Annotated in this window: 15 protein-coding genes; 9 read left to right on the forward strand and 6 right to left on the reverse strand. The window is 66.8% G+C overall.

The features are described from left to right. The first annotated feature begins 236 nt into the window (after positions 1-236). Positions 237-1,580 (forward strand): peptidoglycan DD-metalloendopeptidase family protein, encoded by a 1,344-nt coding sequence (locus ACQKLX_RS11280; RefSeq protein ID WP_427361667.1) that lies wholly within the window; start codon positions 237-239, stop codon positions 1,578-1,580. Positions 1,581-1,793: 213 nt separating this feature from the next. Here the strand turns inward: ACQKLX_RS11280 and ACQKLX_RS11285 are convergent, their stop codons facing one another. Then, the gene (locus tag ACQKLX_RS11285) at positions 1,794-2,672 is read right to left on the reverse strand and encodes an ATP-binding protein (protein WP_427361668.1); all 879 of its coding nucleotides are present in this window, start codon (positions 2,670-2,672) and stop codon (positions 1,794-1,796) included. A 291-nt stretch (positions 2,673-2,963) separates the two neighbouring features. Here ACQKLX_RS11285 and yajC point away from each other — a divergent pair, with 291 nt between their 5' ends. From yajC to ACQKLX_RS11310, 5 genes are all read left to right on the forward strand, one after another. Next, positions 2,964-3,233 (forward strand): preprotein translocase subunit YajC, encoded by a 270-nt coding sequence (gene yajC / locus ACQKLX_RS11290; RefSeq protein WP_427361687.1) that lies wholly within the window; start codon positions 2,964-2,966, stop codon positions 3,231-3,233. Between the two features lie 59 nt (positions 3,234-3,292). Next, on the forward strand, positions 3,293-4,903 hold the full coding sequence (secD, locus tag ACQKLX_RS11295; RefSeq protein WP_427361669.1) for a protein translocase subunit SecD: 1,611 nt from the start codon (positions 3,293-3,295) through the stop codon (positions 4,901-4,903). Positions 4,904-4,932: 29 nt separating this feature from the next. After that, complete coding sequence (secF, locus tag ACQKLX_RS11300) at positions 4,933-5,874, forward strand: protein translocase subunit SecF (protein WP_427361670.1); 942 nt, start codon at positions 4,933-4,935, stop codon at positions 5,872-5,874. Positions 5,875-5,880: 6 nt separating this feature from the next. Next, the gene (locus tag ACQKLX_RS11305) at positions 5,881-6,261 is read left to right on the forward strand and encodes an Mth938-like domain-containing protein (protein WP_427361671.1); all 381 of its coding nucleotides are present in this window, start codon (positions 5,881-5,883) and stop codon (positions 6,259-6,261) included. 207 nt (positions 6,262-6,468) lie between these two features. Beyond that, positions 6,469-7,350, forward strand: a complete 882-nt coding sequence (locus ACQKLX_RS11310) for a phytoene/squalene synthase family protein (RefSeq protein WP_427361672.1) — start codon at positions 6,469-6,471, stop codon at positions 7,348-7,350. A gap of 179 nt (positions 7,351-7,529) precedes the next feature. On the opposite strand, the gene trmFO is transcribed toward ACQKLX_RS11310, so the two are convergent. Both trmFO and ACQKLX_RS11320 read right to left on the reverse strand, forming a co-directional pair. Then, positions 7,530-8,954, reverse strand: coding sequence for a methylenetetrahydrofolate--tRNA-(uracil(54)-C(5))-methyltransferase (FADH(2)-oxidizing) TrmFO (gene trmFO, locus ACQKLX_RS11315; RefSeq protein WP_427361673.1), 1,425 nt, complete (start codon positions 8,952-8,954; stop codon positions 7,530-7,532). Positions 8,955-9,123: 169 nt separating this feature from the next. Then, positions 9,124-9,279, reverse strand: a complete 156-nt coding sequence (locus ACQKLX_RS11320) for a DUF1127 domain-containing protein (protein ID WP_092157112.1) — start codon at positions 9,277-9,279, stop codon at positions 9,124-9,126. Positions 9,280-9,737: 458 nt separating this feature from the next. Here ACQKLX_RS11320 and ACQKLX_RS11325 point away from each other — a divergent pair, with 458 nt between their 5' ends. Together ACQKLX_RS11325 and ACQKLX_RS11330 are read left to right on the forward strand one after the other, a co-directional pair. Next, positions 9,738-10,385, forward strand: a complete 648-nt coding sequence (locus ACQKLX_RS11325; RefSeq protein ID WP_427361674.1) for a ceramidase domain-containing protein — start codon at positions 9,738-9,740, stop codon at positions 10,383-10,385. A gap of 96 nt (positions 10,386-10,481) precedes the next feature. Further along, positions 10,482-11,156 carry an RraA family protein gene (locus ACQKLX_RS11330; protein WP_427361675.1) on the forward strand — a complete coding sequence of 225 codons (675 nt, stop codon included), beginning with the start codon at positions 10,482-10,484 and terminating at the stop codon, positions 11,154-11,156. 111 nt (positions 11,157-11,267) lie between these two features. Here the strand turns inward: ACQKLX_RS11330 and ACQKLX_RS11335 are convergent, their stop codons facing one another. From ACQKLX_RS11335 to motA, 3 genes are all read right to left on the reverse strand, one after another. Continuing rightward, entirely contained in the window at positions 11,268-11,768 is a 501-nt protein-coding gene (locus ACQKLX_RS11335) for an invasion associated locus B family protein (protein WP_427361676.1), read from the reverse strand. Between the two features lie 152 nt (positions 11,769-11,920). Further along, complete coding sequence (locus ACQKLX_RS11340) at positions 11,921-12,790, reverse strand: flagellar motor protein MotB (RefSeq protein WP_427361677.1); 870 nt, start codon at positions 12,788-12,790, stop codon at positions 11,921-11,923. Between the two features lie 28 nt (positions 12,791-12,818). Beyond that, the gene (gene motA, locus ACQKLX_RS11345; RefSeq protein WP_427361678.1) at positions 12,819-13,676 is read right to left on the reverse strand and encodes a flagellar motor stator protein MotA; all 858 of its coding nucleotides are present in this window, start codon (positions 13,674-13,676) and stop codon (positions 12,819-12,821) included. 1,010 nt (positions 13,677-14,686) lie between these two features. On the opposite strand from motA, the gene ACQKLX_RS11350 reads away from it, so the two are divergent. Beyond that, positions 14,687-15,037 (forward strand): ethanolamine utilization protein, encoded by a 351-nt coding sequence (locus tag ACQKLX_RS11350; RefSeq protein ID WP_427361679.1) that lies wholly within the window; start codon positions 14,687-14,689, stop codon positions 15,035-15,037. The last annotated feature ends 639 nt before the right edge of the window (positions 15,038-15,676 follow it).

Here is a 15,676-nt window from a genome sequence, read left to right on the forward strand (position 1 = left end):
CCGAGCAAAGCGGTGATCGAAATGGCATCCGCGGGGAACCCTTCTCCCATCCGGGAGAGGGGATCCCGCGTGAGGCCATTCGTCTCTACTTGCTGGAGCGCTGCGCCCCATCCAGTCAGGAAGATTGCAGCGGCGTCCAAAAATTCACCTGACCTGTCAGTAGCGAAACACCTTCTTAACCTAACCGGCTCTTTAATGCGGACCGTAGAGTTGCGTCGTTCGCGAGTGCAGAGTCCATGCGTAAGCAAGTCGAGCTGGCCGTGCCGAAATCCGTGGTTCGCGTCGTGTCGGTCTGCGCCCTTGCGGCCGGACTGGGCGCCTGCTCCTCGGAGGCGATGCGCTTCACTGAAGCGCCTTTCGGAAATCCCTTCCAGACCGCGCAGGCTCCGGCCTCCCAGCGCGATCCGGCGACCACCGGCTCAATCGGCCGCAATCCGCCGCGCCAGTCCTACGAGACCGCTTCCGTCTCCGGTAATCCGGGCGTGCGCAGCCAGCCGCTGCCGCCGCCGGCCGCGTCCGTTGCATCGCGCCCCGCGCCAATGGCGGCTCCCGCGCCGAGCGCGCCCGGCTCGTCTGCCGGCTGGAGCGCCCAGGGCGGTACCCCCATCGTGGTCGCCCATGGCGAGACGCTCGAGGTGATCTCCGGCCGCTACGGCGTGCCGCGCTCCGCGCTGATGCAGGCCAACGGGCTCTCCGGCGAGGTTACGCCGGGCTCGCGCATCGTCGTCCCGGTCTACAATGGCGGTGGCGCCCAGGCTGCGGCGCGCCAGCCGGCTCCGAGCGACAACCGTTTCGAGCAGCCCCGCCTCGCTCCGCCGCCGGTGTCGCGTCCGGTCGCCGCCGCGCCGGGCAGGCCGAGCGCTGCCCCGAAGGTGGCGGCCGTCGATGTCCGGGCTCAGGCCGCCGCCGATGCCAAGGAGAAGGCTGCGGCCGACGCCAAGCGCATGGGCGAGGCCCGCGCCCGTTTCGCCGCCGAGGCCAAGGCCAAGGCTGCCGCCAAGGCCGCAACTGAGACCAAGACTGCGGCGTTGCCGGCTCCAGCTGCCCAGCAGGTCAGACCGAAGCCCGCCGCGCCGGTCGTCGCCAGCGCTCCGGCTGAAAGGATCACCGCGCAGCCGAAGGTCGTCGCTCCCGCTCCGGAGCCGAAGGCGGCCGAGCCGCAGACCACGGCGAGCCTGCCCAAGGCCGAGGAGCCGGCCTCGTCCGGCGCCGAGTTCCGCTGGCCGGCCCGCGGCCGCGTCATCGCCGGCTATGCCGGCAAGGGCGGCAATGAGGGCATCAACATCGCGGTGCCGGAAGGCACGCCGATCAAGGCGGCTGAGGGCGGCGTCGTCGCCTATGCCGGCAGCGAGCTCAAGGGCTACGGCAACCTCGTGCTGATCCGTCACCCGAACGGCTACGTCTCGGCCTACGCTCATAATGGCGAGCTCAACGTCAAGCGCGGCGAGCAGGTCAAGCGCGGCCAGGTCGTCGCCAAGTCGGGCCAGTCCGGCAACGTCAACTCGCCGCAGCTGCACTTCGAGCTGCGCAAGGGTTCGACCCCGGTCGACCCGATGCCCTATCTCAGCAGCAGCAACTGATCCCGGTTCAATCTTCGGCCGGTATTCGCGAGACCCCGCCGGTCGATACGAGGCGGGGCGGTCCCAGGAAAGGCCGCCCCGTTTTGCTTTTTTGAGAAGCGCGTCATGCTCGGGCTCGACCCGAGCATCTCTGTTTGGAAGAGGCACTGGCTGGCGCCATTCTCGTCACGAGATTCTCGGATCTGCGCTTCGCTCCGTCCGAGAATGACGCCTTTACCCCTCCAGCTTCGTCTCCAGGCGCCCGGCCAGGTCCTGGATGTATTGCCAGGCGGTGCGCCCCGAGCGCGAGCCGCGCGTCGTCGCCCATTCCAAGGCCTCGCGCCGCAGCTGCTCCGGCTCGACCTTGAGCCCGAAATGGCCGACATAGCCGTCGATCATCGCCAGATACTCGTCCTGGCTGCACTTGTGGAAGCCGAGCCAGAGGCCGAAGCGGTCCGACAGCGAGACCTTCTCCTCCACCGCCTCACCCGGATTGATCGACGTCGAGCGCTCATTCTCGACCATCTCGCGCGCCAGCAGATGCCGGCGATTCGAGGTCGCGTAGAACACGACGTTCTCGGGCCGCCCCTCGACGCCGCCGTCGAGCGCCGCCTTCAGCGACTTGTAGGAGGTGTCCTGCCCGTCGAAGGAGAGATCGTCGCAGAAGACGATGGCAGGGTGCGGATCGGCCTTGAGCAGACCCATCAGCACCGGCAGGCTTTCGATGTCCTCGCGATGGATCTCGATCAGCTTGAGGGGGAGGGCGCCGGCCGGCAGGCGCTTGTTGGTGTCGGCATGCACCGCCTTGACCAGCGACGATTTGCCCATGCCGCGCGCGCCCCAGAGCAGGACGTTGTTGGCCGGCAAGCCGCGGGCGAAGCGCTCGGTGTTCTCGGCGAGCGTGTCGCGCACCCGGTCGACGCCGCGCAGCAACGACAGCGCGACGCGGTTCACCTTGGCGACCGGCGCAAGCTCATGGCCGGCCGCATGCCAGACGAAGGCGTCGGCGGCGGTGAGGTCGGCCTTGCGTTTGGCCGGAGGAGCGATCCGCTCGAGCGCGTCGGCGATGCGCAGCAGGGTGGCGAGCGTCGGATCGGTGGCGGTGTCGGTCATCGCAGCTAGTCCGCTAATGTGGTGTACCGAACGGTACGGTACGCTCATAACGCCGCAGGGCCTTCGGACGCAAGGCCATTGCGCGCAGGGCAGCGACACCTTAGCTGGGGGATGCAGCCGGGAAGCTGGCCGCTTTCGATTGATTTCACGATATCGCTGGCTATAGTCCGCGCGATTTTGCAACCCCCCGCGCCGGCCGGCCGTCAATCGGCGGTGACGTGAAGGAGCCTTCCCGTGATCACCCCCGCTTTTGCCCAGGGCCTTGGAGGCGGCGGCACCAACGACGTGCTGATGTCGCTGGTTCCGTTCGTCCTGATCTTCATCATCATGTGGTTCCTGATCATCAGGCCGCAGCAGAAGCGGGTGAAGACGCATCAGGAAATGATCAAGAACGTGCGCCGCGGCGACACCATCGTCACCTCGGGTGGCATCATCGCCAAGGTCTCGAAGGTGATCGACGATGCCGAGATCGAGGCCGAGATCGCCGATGGCGTGCGCGTGCGCATCCTGAAGGGCATGGTGTCGGACGTGCGCGCCAAGGGCGAGCCGGTCAAGAGCTGAAGGCCGTGAGGCGCGGGGCCTGAAGGCGCCCGCGCCCGCCAACAAGGCTGTTCATACAGATGCTTCGTCTCCAGGCCCGCAAGGTCATTCTCGTTCTGCTCGTGCTGGTCTTCGGCTGCGGGCTCGCCGTGCCGAACCTGTTCTCGCCCGAGACCCGCAAGGCGATCGAGCAGGGCGCGCCGGCTTGGATTCCGCGCTTCCTGCTGCCGATCCATGCGATGACGCTCGGTCTCGATTTGCAGGGCGGCTCGCACGTCCTGCTCGAGATCGACCGCGCCGACCTGATCCGCAGTCAGGTCACGCAGCTGCGCGACGATGTCCGCCGCATCCTGCGCGAGGAGCGTGTCGGCCTGCAGGGCGGCATCGGCCTGACCCCGCGCGGCGTGCAGCTGCGCGTGCCGGAGCAGGCTGACCGCGCCAAGCTGATGCCGAAGTTCCGCGAGCTCGCCCAGCCGATCGGCACCTTCGGCGCCTTCGGGCCGTCGGGCAACCAGTCGATCGAGGTCACCGAGAACCCCGACGGGCTGATCCAGCTCAACGTCACCGAAGCCGGAGCGAACGAGCGCATCCGCCGCGCCGTCGAGCAGGCGATGGAAGTGCTGCGCCGGCGCGTCGACGCGCTCGGCACCACCGAGCCGAACATCCAGCGCCAGGGCCTCGACCGCATCCTGGTCCAGGTACCGGGCCTGCAGGATCCGCAGCGCCTGAAGCAGATCCTCGGCGAGACCGCCAAGCTCCAGTTCCGCATGGTCGCGGATGCGAATGCCGGCGACGTCGACATGCTGCCTTCGCAGGACCAGGGCGGCCAGCCGATCCCGATCAGCCGGCAGGTCATCGTCGAGGGCGAGGACCTGATCGATGCCCAGCCGGCCTTCGATCAGCGCACCAGCCAGCCGATCGTCAATTTCCGCTTCAACATCCGCGGTGCCCAACGCTTTGGCCAGGCGACGACCGAAAATCTCGGCCGCCAGCTCGCCATCGTGCTCGACAACAAGGTGATCTCGGCCCCGGTCATCCAGTCGCCGATCACCGGCGGCTCCGGCCAGATTTCCGGCAACTTCACCGTCGAGGCGGTCAACAACCTCGCCATCCTGCTGCGCGCCGGCGCGCTGCCGGCGAAGATGACGATCGTCGAGGAGCGCACCGTCGGCCCCGGCCTCGGCCAGGATTCGATCCAGGCCGGCAAGATGGCGACGGTGATCGCAACCGTGCTGGTCATCCTCTACATGATCGGCAATTACGGGCTGTTCGGCATCATCGCCAGCATCGCGCTGTTGGTCCATGTCTGCCTGATCCTGGGCTTGATGTCCCTGCTGGGGGCGACCATGACCTTGCCCGGCATCGCCGGCATCGTCCTCACCATCGGCACAGCGGTCGATTCGAACGTGCTGATCTACGAACGCATGCGCGAGGAATCGCATCTGGGCAGATCGCTGGTCTCGGCGCTCGAGGCCGGCTTCCAGCGCGCCTTCGCCACGATCATCGACTCCAATGTCACCATGCTGATCGCGGCGGTCGCCCTGTTTGCCCTGGGCTCCGGCCCGGTGCGCGGCTTCGCCGTCGTCTTCATCCTGGGCATCCTGACCACGGTCATCACCGCGGTGACGCTGACGCGCATGCTGATCGCGCTCTGGTATCGCTGGGCGCGGCCGAAGGCCCTTCCGTTCTGAGTCCGCAGGCCAGGAGTTAGAGAAAAACCATGCGCCTGCTTCGCATCGTTCCCGACAATACCAAGTTCCGCATCGTCCACTGGCGGCGGCTCGCCTATCCGTTTTCGGCCGCCTATTCCGTGCTGGTGCTGGTCCTGTTCCTGACGGTCGGCCTCAATTTCGGCATCGATTTCCGCGGCGGCACGCTGATGGAGATGCAGGCCAAGAGCGGCAAGCCCGATATCGCCCAGGTTCGCCAGACCGCCAACAGCTTCGGCTTCGGTGAGGTCGAGGTCCAGGAATTCGGCAGTGCCGGCGACCTCTCCATGCGCTTTGCGCTGCAGCCCGGCGGCGAGATCGCGCAGCAGGCGGTGGTGACCAAGGCGCGCGAAGCCTTCTCGGCCAATTACGAGTTCCGCCGCGTCGAGACGGTCGGCCCGCGCGTCTCGGGCGAGCTGGTTCAGGCCGGCACGCTCGGTGTCGTGCTCGCGATCGTCGGCGTGCTGGTCTATCTCTGGTTCCGCTTCGAGATGCAGCTCGCCATCGGCGCGATCGTCGGCACCATGCACGACATCGTGCTGACCATGGGCTTCTTCCTGATCACGCAGCTCGAGTTCAACCTGACCTCGATCGCGGCGATCCTGACCATCGTCGGCTACTCGCTGAACGAGACGGTCGTGGTGTTCGACCGCACGCGCGAACTGCTGCGCCGCTACAAGACAATGCCGATCCCGGAATTGCTCGACCTATCCGTCAATTCGACCCTGTCGCGCACCGCGATCACCTCGACCACAACCATTCTCGCGCTGGTCGCGTTGGTCTTCTTCGGCGGCACGGCGATCGAGGGCTTCGCGCTCGTCATGCTGTTCGGTGTGATGGTCTGCACCTATTCGGCGATGTTCGTCTCGACGCCGGTGCTGCTCTATCTCGACGTCCGCGCCGGCCGCCTCGACCAGAGCGAGGAACTGGCCGAGGCCAAGGCGCGGGTCTGAGGGTTGGTGGCGCAGCGCTTCGACGGCTTCGTCCCGGGTCGCTACCAGCTCGACGCCTTCGGTGCCGGGGGCTTCCGCTTTGCCGATATGAGCCATCGCGGCTCGATCCTCGCGACACCCTCCGGCATCCGGATCTGGCCGGTCACCTCCTTCGCCGAGGTGACGCTGGAGAGCCTTCAGCCCGTCCTGGACGAAGCCGAGACGATCGATTTTCTGATCCTCGGCATTGGCCACGACATCGCCTTCCTGCCGCCCGCGCTGCGCGATCCGTTCAAGGCCGCGGGCATTACCGTCGAGGCGATGGCGACGCCTGCCGCCGCGCGCACCTACAACGTCCTGGTCGGCGAGGAGCGGCGTGTCGCCGCGGCGCTGATCGCGGTTGAGTGAGACAGACCCGTCATTGCGAGCGCAGCGAAGCAATCCACAGGCGGCAGCGCTCGACGTTCCCCTGGATTGCTTCGTCGCTTTGCTCCTCGCAATGACGGGTATCGATCAAATGCAACCAGCCATGCCGCTCCCGCGTAGCCAAGCCAGCCGACCCGGCCTAGACTGCCGACGCTTCGACCTGCGTGGCGGCGGGAGCGGGGAGGGTGCATGACCACGAAAACCGAGGACCGCGCCGGCACTGCGCCGGGCCCGCTCTCCCAGGCCTATGGCCATTGCCTGGCGCTGGTGCGCGAGCACGATCCCGATCGCTACATCGCCTCGCTCTATGCGCCCGAGGCGCTCAGGCCCGGCCTGTTCGCGCTCTATGCCTTCAGCCACGAGATCGCCCGCGTGCGCGAGCAGGTCAGCGAGCCGCTGCCCGGCGAGGTCCGCCTGCAATGGTGGCGCGACGTGCTGGAAGCTGGTCCGGATGCGCCCGCGCCGGGCCATCCGGTCGCGCAGGCCTTGCTCGACACCGTCAGGCGTTTTCGCCTGCCGATCGCTCCGCTCTCGGGCCTGATCGAGGCGCGCGTCTTTGATCTCTATGACGATCCGATGCCCGCGCTCTCCGATCTCGAAGGTTATGCCGGCGAAACCTCGAGCGCGCTGATCCGGCTCGCCTGCCTGGTGCTCGGGCAAGGCCGCGATCCCGGTGGCGCGACTGCTGCCGGCCATGCCGGCGTCGCCTATGCGCTCGCCGGGCTGATGCGCGCCTTCCCCTGGCATGCGGCGCGCGGCCAGGTCTATCTGCCGGCCGACCTTCTCAGCCGCAATGGTGTCACCCGCGAGGACATCGTGCGCGGCCGTGGCGGGCCGGGCCTGATCTATTCGTTGAAGGAGATGCGGGCGCTGGCGCGTATCCACCTGCGCAAGCTCAACGACCTCAGCGCCACCGTGCCGGCGGCGATCCGGCCGGCCTTTCTGCCCGTCGCGCTGGTCGAGCCCTATCTCAAGCAGATGGAGCGGCGAGGCTACGACCCCTACCGGACGATCATCGGCCTCTCGCCGCTCAAGCGGCAATGGACGCTGTGGCGCGCGGCGCGGGCGTAGACCTCACGGGTCAAGAATAGAGCGCGGGGAACCCTCTCCTGTAAGGAGAGGGCAGGGTGAGGTGTAGGAGATCGGACCAGTTCCGCGGGACCTGATTGCGCAGTGAGGTTCCGGCCAACGTTTCCGCTCCGAACACCTCACCCCCACCCCTCTCCTTCCAGGAGAGGGGATCTCGCGGATCACTCCGCCGCCTGTGCGCTCACACCGCTAACCCAACCATCCAGCGCGACCTTCGCCCTCGCGGTCAGCGCTTGCTTGCGGGCGACGCTCTTGGCCGGGCCTTTCAGGCGCTTGCCGTCCGGCCCCGTCGTCGCCACGCCCTCGATATGCGGGAACAGGCCGAAATTGATGTTCATCGGCTGGAAGGAACGCGGCCCCTCGTCGATGGTGACGATGTGCCCGCCGGTGATGTGGTTGACCAGCGCCCCGAGCGCGGTCGTCGCCGGCGGCAGTTCGAGCGGTTTACCGAGCCGCTCGGCCGCAGCGAGCCGCCCCGTTAGCAGGCCGATCGCGGCGCTCTCGACATAGCCCTCGCAGCCGGTGATCTGCCCGGCGAAGCGCAGGCGTGGGTCGGCCTTCAAGCGCAGTTGTGGGTCGAGCAGCTCTGGCGAGTTGAGATAGGTGTTGCGGTGGATGCCGCCGAGCCGGGCGAACTCGGCATTCTCAAGTCCCGGGATCATCCGGAAGATCGCAGCCTGCTCGCCATATTTCAGCTTGGTCTGGAACCCCGTCATGTTGAACAGCGTGCCCAGTGCATTGTCCTGGCGCAACTGGACCACGGCATAGGCCTTCACCGTCGGATTGTGCTTGTTGGTCAGCCCGACCGGCTTCATCGGCCCCCAGCGCAGCGTCTCGCGGCCGCGCTCGGCCATCACCTCGATCGGCAGGCAGCCATCGAAATAGGGCGTGCCCTCCCATTCCTTGAACTCGGTCTTCTCGGCTGCGAGCAGAGCGTCGATGAAGGCCTCGTACTGGTCGCGGTCGAGCGGGCAGTTGATGTAGTCCGCGCCGGTGCCGCCCGGGCCAGCCTTGTCGTAGCGCGACTGGAACCATGCGACGTCCATGTCGACCGAATCGAAATGGACGATCGGTGCGATCGCATCGAAGAAGGCGAGTTCGCCCGCTCCCGTGAGCGAGCGGATGCCCTCGGCCAGCGACGGCGAGGTCAGAGGGCCGGTCGCGACGATGACCTTGTCCCATTCGGCCGGCGGCAGCCCGGCGATCTCGCCGCGTTCAATGGTGACATTGGGATGGGCTTCGAGCGCCGCGGTGACGGCCGCGGAGAAACCGTCGCGGTCGACCGCGAGCGCGCCGCCCGCGGGAACCTGGTGCGCGTCGCCCTTGCTCATGATCAGCGAGCCGAGCCGGCGCATCTCCCAATGCAGCTGGCCGACGGCGTTGGAGGACGAATCGTCCGAGCGGAAGGAGTTGGAGCAGACCAGCTCGGCGAGGCCTTCGGTCTTGTGGGCGTCGGTGCCGCGCACCGGGCGCATTTCGTGCAGGACGACGGGAACGCCGGCCTCGGCGATCTGCCAGGCGGCTTCCGAACCGGCGAGGCCGCCGCCGACGACATGGATGGGTGCGATTGTGCTGGATGCTGTCATGGCCGCGATGTGTCCGCGGCAGCGTCCGAGGTCAAGGGCGTTGGGACGAATCAGAGCTCAGAAACGCAAAATGCCCGCTCGGAAGCGGGCATTCGCTCTTCGACCAGACCCTGAGGGGAGGAACGCGGGGTCTAGGAGAAACTACTCGTCAAACCTGAGAGGTTTGAAATCAGGCCGTCGCGTGGGTGCGGGCGACGTACTGGATGTCCGAGCGCGACAGGCCGAGGTCGTCGAGCTCACGGTCGGTGAGGCGGGACAGCTCGCGGACGGTCTCGCGATAGCGAAGATAGGCGCGGATCTTGGAAGCGATCATGGACAGGAACATGGTGATAACCTTTTGGTTTTGCGGGGCTTGGGCCCCGACAGCGATGAATTCGTTGTGCACTGCATATAGAGAGGTCAGCGTGCTTCTCACAGTGGCGTGGCATCAGTTCCGTTATGCTTTTGATGCATGGCGAATTAAGAGATCGTTTGGAAACGGCTCCAGACCCGCGCAGAGCGCTTAACGATTTTGTCAGAACAATGAAAATTTGGCCTAATTTTTAGGCGACCTGGAGCGTGCATTCGCGGCGCCCTACTGGGTGCCGCGATTTCGTGCAGAACCGCCACGCTCCGCCATGCGATTTGCACTGCAGCATTGGTTGCCGGGCTGAAGGGCCGCGTAACGCTCTGTTCACCATGGGTGGATTCGGCAACAGTCACGCCGGTTTTGCCGACGGATGTCATGGTCGCACACGACGTCAGGGGCGTGATTCGGCGATCTGGACAGGTGCGGGGCAGGGCATGCAGGGCTCGAGTTATTGCGAACGGCTCGACGGCGCCTTCTGGGCCGAGCCGCTCAATGCGGTCAGCAATGTCGCCTTCCTGCTGGCGGCGCTGCTGGCCTTCCCGCTGCTGCACCGGCAGCGGCATCGCGATTGGCCTGTCGAGGGGCTGACGGCGCTGGTCGCGGTCATCGGCGTCGGCTCCTTCCTATTCCACACCATGCCGCAGCGCTGGACATTGCTGGCCGATGTCGTGCCGATCCAGCTCTTCGCGCTCTGTTATTTCGGCCTGGCACTCAACCGGTTCCTGGGTCTGTCTCCGTTGGCTGCTGCGGTTGGGGCGCTGCTCTTTCTCGCCGCCTGCTTCGGCCTGGCTTCGGTGCTCTCGCCGCTGCTGCCCGCCGGCATGCGCGGTTCGGCCGGCTATGCCGGCTTCCTGATCGGCCTCGCCGGCGTCGCGCTGGCGGCAAGGCTGCGGGGTGATGGCGCCACAGGAACGCGCATAGCCGTCGCCGGCCTCGCCTTCGCTGCATCGCTGAGCTTCCGTTCGCTCGATTCGGTGCTCTGCGGAGCGGTTCCATTCGGCCTGCACTGGGGCTGGCACCTGCTGAACGGGCTGCTGCTCTATCTGCTGCTCCGGGCCGCGATCCTCGCGCCGCGCACCTGACCGGCGGCGCTGTTCCATCCCACGCAGCGGCCACGGCTTGACCCGCCGCCGGCGCGCCCGGAAGCTTTCCCCTCTATTATAGGAGAGGGGAAGTACATGCCGGATCTGGCCAGGGAACTCGATCTCGCCGGGCTGAAGGGCCGGCTCTATTCGGCAGTGCTCTCCGATGTGCTCGACGAGCTCGGTCATCCCGACCAGGCGGTGAAGCCCTTCGTGCGGCCGCTCGACGAGGCCAGCATACTCTGCGGCTTCGCCCGCACCGGCCTCTACATGAAACGCTACCACCTCCCGGTCGGGCACAATCCTTACGCCCTCGAGATGGACCTGATCGACAGCCTCAAACCCGGTGAGATCCCCGTGCTCGCCTGCGACGGGCCGACCGACCGGATTGCGCCCTGGGGTGAGCTGCTCACCACCGCCTCGGCGGTGCGAGGCGCCGCCGGCTGCCTCACCGACGGGCTGGTGCGCGATGTCCGCCGCATCCGCGAGCTCGGCTTCCCGGTCTTCCATGGCGGCATCGGCCCGCTCGACACCAAGGGCCGGGCCGAGATGATGGCCGCCGACGAGCCGGTCGAACTGGGCGGCGCCCGCGTCGCGCCGGGCGACTTCGTCTTCGGCGACGTCGACGGCGTCGTCATCGTGCCCCGCGCCATCGCGCCCGAGGCGATCCGGCTGGCGCTGGCCAAGATCGAGGCCGAGGACTCGACCCGCGAGGAGCTGCTCGCCGGGAACAGCCTGCGTTCGGTTTTCGAGCGCCACGGCGTGCTCTAACTCGCCGCGTCATGCTCGGCCTTGTGCCGAGCATCCACGTCTTGGACGCCACGCTTCACAAGGGAAGAGGTGGCTGGTCGGGACAAGCCCGACCATGACGGCAAGGCGTCGTCAGCTGCAGCGCTCCAGCAGCCTTGACGCTGCGGTCACGCCTTCGAGCGAGAAGGTGTAGCTGGTCTCGTTGCCGCGGGCCGAGCGCGCCGCCAGCACCATCTCGTCGCCGGCCTTCATCGCCGCGAGCAGTTCGCCCTCGCGCTCCAGCCGCTGCAGCCAGGCATTGTTGCCTGAGGTCAACATGCGGAAGGTGTCGTCGCCGATCGTCACGGTGACGGTCGAATCCTTGGCGAAATCATAGCCGGTCTGGAAGCTCGACTCGGTGCGGGCCTGCGCATTCGGTGCGGTCTGCACGAAGAAGAACACGTCGCCATGACGCAAGGTCGCAGGTGTCTCGGCATTCGGCGAGGAGACGATATAGCAACGCTTGCCTCTATCGCCGTCATAGGCGGCCGCGTTCCACTGCTTGAACTGGCCGAGTGGCTGGGCCGGCGCGGCGAAAGCCGAGGCTGTGGCCGAAAGAAGGCTGAGCGCCGCGAGAGGGGCCAGTCTGATCATCGGGTCATCTCCTGTTTGCATCGCAGGGATGTCCAAGAGCGGTTTAACAAGGCGTAAACAAGACCCTCACAATGCCGTGCGACGGAAGGGCGCGGGCAGCTTCCGTCTCTGCGCGCCAAGGCAGGCGAAGGCGCCGCGGGGAGGCGATGTGTTCAGCGAAAGTGGTTCGGGGGCAATGGCGGCTCTTCACTGAGCAGCGTGATCCTCACCCGCCGGTTTGGCGCGATGTAGGGATTGTCGGGGAAGACCGGCTCGGTGTCGGCGCGCCCCACCACGGAAGCGAAGCGGTCGTTGGGGAACCCTGCGCCGGACAGGATCTCGCGGACGGCGAGCGCGCGCCCGGTGGTCAGGCTCCAGGGCTCGGCGCCTACCGTCGAGCCCGGGCGCGCGGCGGAGGTGTGGCCGGTGATCGCCAGGCGGTTGGGCAGGCGGCGCAGAGTGGGAGCGAGCGTCTCCAGCACGCGACGGGTGCTCGGATAGGGTTGGACCGAGCCCTCGGGGAACATGGAGCGGCCGGACTCGTCCATGAGGGCGACATCCAGCCCCTCCTTGGTCGGCTCGATCACGATGTTGCGCGACAGATCGGCAATTTCGGGCATGCTCTGGAGCGTCTGCCGGAGGCTGGCTATCGCGCTGTGGTTGGCCTGCTGGGCGGCAGCCGTGCGGTTGACGTCGCGGTCGGCGGCGCCAGAGTTGGCCTGGCGCGCCTTGTCCTCCTGCTTGGTGGTGCCCATCGCCACCTCGCGCGGCGTCAACGGCTTGCTGCCTGATTTGTCGAGGGCGCTACCCCACAGCATGCCGCCAGCGCCGCTGGTGCTGGGACTCACAGCCCCCGGTGCGAAATACTCCGCCAAGCCTTCCTTCTGCTCCTGCGTCGTCATGCTGATCAGCCACATCAGCAGAAAGAACGCCATCATGGCGGTCACGAAGTCCGCATAGGCGATCTTCCAGGCGCCGCCATGGTGTGCATGGGCGGCCTTCTTGACCTTCTTGACGATAATCTGCTGGGCGGGCTTGGTCATCGGGTCCCTGCTGGAGATTGGGCCGGATCTAGCCGGACAGTTTGGCGGTTGCCGCTTCCACTTCGTTGAAGGTCGGGCGAACCTCGCTCATCAGAGCCTTGCGGGCAAATTCGACCGCCATCACCGGCGGCTGGCCGCTGATATGGGCGAGCAGACCCGCCTTGAGCGACAGGAAGTATTTGGCTTCCGCCTCGAAGGTGCTCTTGAGCGACGCCGCCATCGGCGCGAAGAAGCCATAGGCGACGAAGACGCCGAAGAAGGTGCCGACGAGCGCGCCGCCGATCAGGTGTCCCAGCACCTCCGGCGGCTCCTTGATCGCCCCCATCGTCTTGATCACGCCGAGCACGGCGGCGACGATGCCGAGCGCCGGTGTTCCGTCGGCGATCGACTGCATGGCCGAAACGAGACGCTCCTGCTCCTGGTGGTGCGTCTCCAGTTCCTCGTCCATGAGCGCGTCGATCTCGTGGACGTTGTTGGCGCCCAGCGTCAACATGCGCATGTAGTCGCAGACGAACTCGACCGCATGATGGTTCGCCGCAAACGTCGGGAAGGCATTGAACAGCGTCGAGCCGCTCGGATTCTCAATGTGCTCCTCGACCGCGAGCATGCCCTTCTGCCTGACGAGCTTGTACAATGAGTACTGCATCCCCAGCAGTTCGACATAGCATTCCTGCGTGTATTTGGGGCCCTTCACGATCGTGCCGAGCATGGACGGCACGGCCTTGAGGACCGGCGCGGGATTGCCGATGATGAAGGCACCGATCGCTGCGCCGAGGATGATGACGAACTCGAACGGCTGCCAGAGGACCTCGAGGTGGCCGCCCATGGCCGCGAAACTGCCGAAGACGCAGACGAAGACGATGATTGCGCCGACGATCAGCCGCATGGTTTGCCACCCTCGCACCCGCACAGGTTCAGCCTGCGCGAAGCCACTGCCGATCCGACCAATTGACCAATTGTGGTTAATGGCGAGTTAGGGGCATGGCAGGTTTGGGGCGGCAAATTGGCCCAGGGCAGGAAATCGGCGTGCGCCGACGAGCCCGCGGCTCGCCTGGTGAGCAGCGGCTTTTGCGAATGCCCGCTGGGAGGCGGTAGCGGCTGGAGGAGTTCTCCGTCGCGCTTCCCGCGCCCCTCCGTCACCCACGCGCCAAACCCCGCCCGCAGGCTGCCTGCGGGCGCTTCAGAATACGGGGCTGGCGGAGCGCCGCGAGGCGCGTCGTGAGATCCGCTTCCGTTGAGCCAGGAAGCGGCGCGGATGAAGCCTCATCCGCACGCCCCGTGGCGCTCCGCCTTCGGCGATTTTAAAGCTCCGGGCCGCGCTTCTGCGAAGCCGGCTGCTGGCCGTGCCGCGATGCCATTGGAAGCCAGGTCCCCTCTTCGGGTCGTCGCTCCCTCGGGCCATCACGGCGGCCGCTGCAGCCGCTTCATCTAGCGAGCTCCTCGCACAGGGATCGTAGTGTCCCCAGGGCGGTGCCCCGAAGCCTCCCGGGAGCAGGGCGTAACCCCCGCCCGCAGGCGCCGACCCTCACCCAGCCTCTGGCATACCTCCGGACGGCCGCCCCGTATGGGTGATGGGCGAGGGGATCATACGGGAGGTTTTGGCGGCGGGGATAAGATTTCAGCGCGTGTCCTGGAATGTTGCGGAACCGGAACGGCAAACCCTCTCCTGTAAGCAGAGGGCAGGGTGAGGTGTAGGCCATTAGACCAGTTCCGCGAGGGCTCACCGTGGCATCGTTGCGGCTTGCGATCTCCCTCCCGAACACCTCACCCCTGCCCCTCTCCTTACAGGAGAGGGGTTCTCCGTCGCGGCTCCCGCGCCCACCCTAGGCCCACCCCCGGGGAACAACCCCGCCGCCTCTTCGTAGTCCATGCACCAGGCACAGCATGGAGACGATGATGAAGGTCCGCAGGTTCACCCTCAGCGACGCGTCGCTGGAACGCTCTCCCGGACAGGAGGGCGACATCTTCGTCGGCAATCTCGTCGACGAGCGCCATGGCGGGCCGATCACCATCGGCTATGGCCGCTATGGACCCGGCCAGAGCCTGGCCGAGACGATGGCGGTCGACGACGTCATGATCGTGCTGGAAGGCCGGCTTTCGGTCGAGACGGCTTATGGCACGCTGGCCGCCGGCCCCGGCGACATCGTCCACATGCCCAAGGGCGAAAAGGTGACCATCCGCACGCAGGAGGAGGGCGCCCTGACCGCCTATGTCACCTATCCGCATTGGCGCGAGGCGCACGCCTGAGCCAGCGGAGCAGCGCAAGGTGCGGAGGTTCGGCGGCGAGGCGAGGGAACCGCGACCCTGCCTTCTCCCGGATGGGAGAAGGTGGCGCGGAGCGCCGGATGAGGGTTTGCGCTTGCCGCAGAAGGAGCAGCGGCAACCGCCTTGCCTCAACAATCAAGTTTACCGCTCCCGTCATGGTCGCCCTTGTGGCGGCCATCCACGTCTTCACGCCGGAACGGCCGAGCGAGCGGCATTTCGCAGGCCGGAGCCTGCAATTCACGACGCAAGACGTGGATGCTCGGGACAAGCCCGAGCATGACGGGATGGCGGGGGAAACGCGACGCCTCTTGCCTTCTCCCGGATGGGAGAAGGTGGCGCGGAGCGCCGGATGAGGGCCTGCCGTTTCCGGAGAAGGTGCAGCGGCCACCGCTTTGCCTCAACAGCCGGCGGCGGGCCCTCACCCCTGCCCCTCTCCCATCCGGGAGAGGGGTTCCCCGCGCCTTGTCCTGAGAGGGGCGGTGCCCCGAAGCCTCCCGGGAGCGGGGCGTAACCCCCGCCCGCAGGCGCCGACCCTCACCCAGCCTCTGGCATACCTCCGGACGGCCGCCCCGTATGGGTGATGGGGGAGGGGATTGTACGGGAGGTGTTGGGCGCGGGGAA

Origin of the sequence: Allobosea sp. NPDC003192, from assembly GCF_050275675.1 — a bacterium.
GTDB lineage: Bacteria > Pseudomonadota > Alphaproteobacteria > Rhizobiales > Beijerinckiaceae > Allobosea.

Excerpts from the sequence above, each read along its gene's own strand:
- secD (WP_427361669.1), top strand. The coding sequence starts at position 3,293 with ATGCTTCGTCTCCAGGCCCGCAAGGTCATTCTCGTTCTGCTCGTGCTG.
- yajC (WP_427361687.1), top strand. The coding sequence starts at position 2,964 with ATGTCGCTGGTTCCGTTCGTCCTGATCTTCATCATCATGTGGTTCCTG.
- ACQKLX_RS11310 (WP_427361672.1), top strand. The coding sequence starts at position 6,469 with ATGACCACGAAAACCGAGGACCGCGCCGGCACTGCGCCGGGCCCGCTC.
- ACQKLX_RS11320 (WP_092157112.1), bottom strand. The coding sequence starts at position 9,279 with ATGTTCCTGTCCATGATCGCTTCCAAGATCCGCGCCTATCTTCGCTAT.
- ACQKLX_RS11280 (WP_427361667.1), top strand. The coding sequence starts at position 237 with ATGCGTAAGCAAGTCGAGCTGGCCGTGCCGAAATCCGTGGTTCGCGTC.
- secF (WP_427361670.1), top strand. The coding sequence starts at position 4,933 with ATGCGCCTGCTTCGCATCGTTCCCGACAATACCAAGTTCCGCATCGTC.
- ACQKLX_RS11325 (WP_427361674.1), top strand. The coding sequence starts at position 9,738 with ATGCAGGGCTCGAGTTATTGCGAACGGCTCGACGGCGCCTTCTGGGCC.
- motA (WP_427361678.1), bottom strand. The coding sequence starts at position 13,676 with ATGCGGCTGATCGTCGGCGCAATCATCGTCTTCGTCTGCGTCTTCGGC.
- trmFO (WP_427361673.1), bottom strand. The coding sequence starts at position 8,954 with ATGACAGCATCCAGCACAATCGCACCCATCCATGTCGTCGGCGGCGGC.
- ACQKLX_RS11330 (WP_427361675.1), top strand. The coding sequence starts at position 10,482 with ATGCCGGATCTGGCCAGGGAACTCGATCTCGCCGGGCTGAAGGGCCGG.
- ACQKLX_RS11340 (WP_427361677.1), bottom strand. The coding sequence starts at position 12,790 with ATGACCAAGCCCGCCCAGCAGATTATCGTCAAGAAGGTCAAGAAGGCC.
- ACQKLX_RS11285 (WP_427361668.1), bottom strand. The coding sequence starts at position 2,672 with ATGACCGACACCGCCACCGATCCGACGCTCGCCACCCTGCTGCGCATC.
- ACQKLX_RS11350 (WP_427361679.1), top strand. The coding sequence starts at position 14,687 with ATGAAGGTCCGCAGGTTCACCCTCAGCGACGCGTCGCTGGAACGCTCT.
- ACQKLX_RS11335 (WP_427361676.1), bottom strand. The coding sequence starts at position 11,768 with ATGATCAGACTGGCCCCTCTCGCGGCGCTCAGCCTTCTTTCGGCCACA.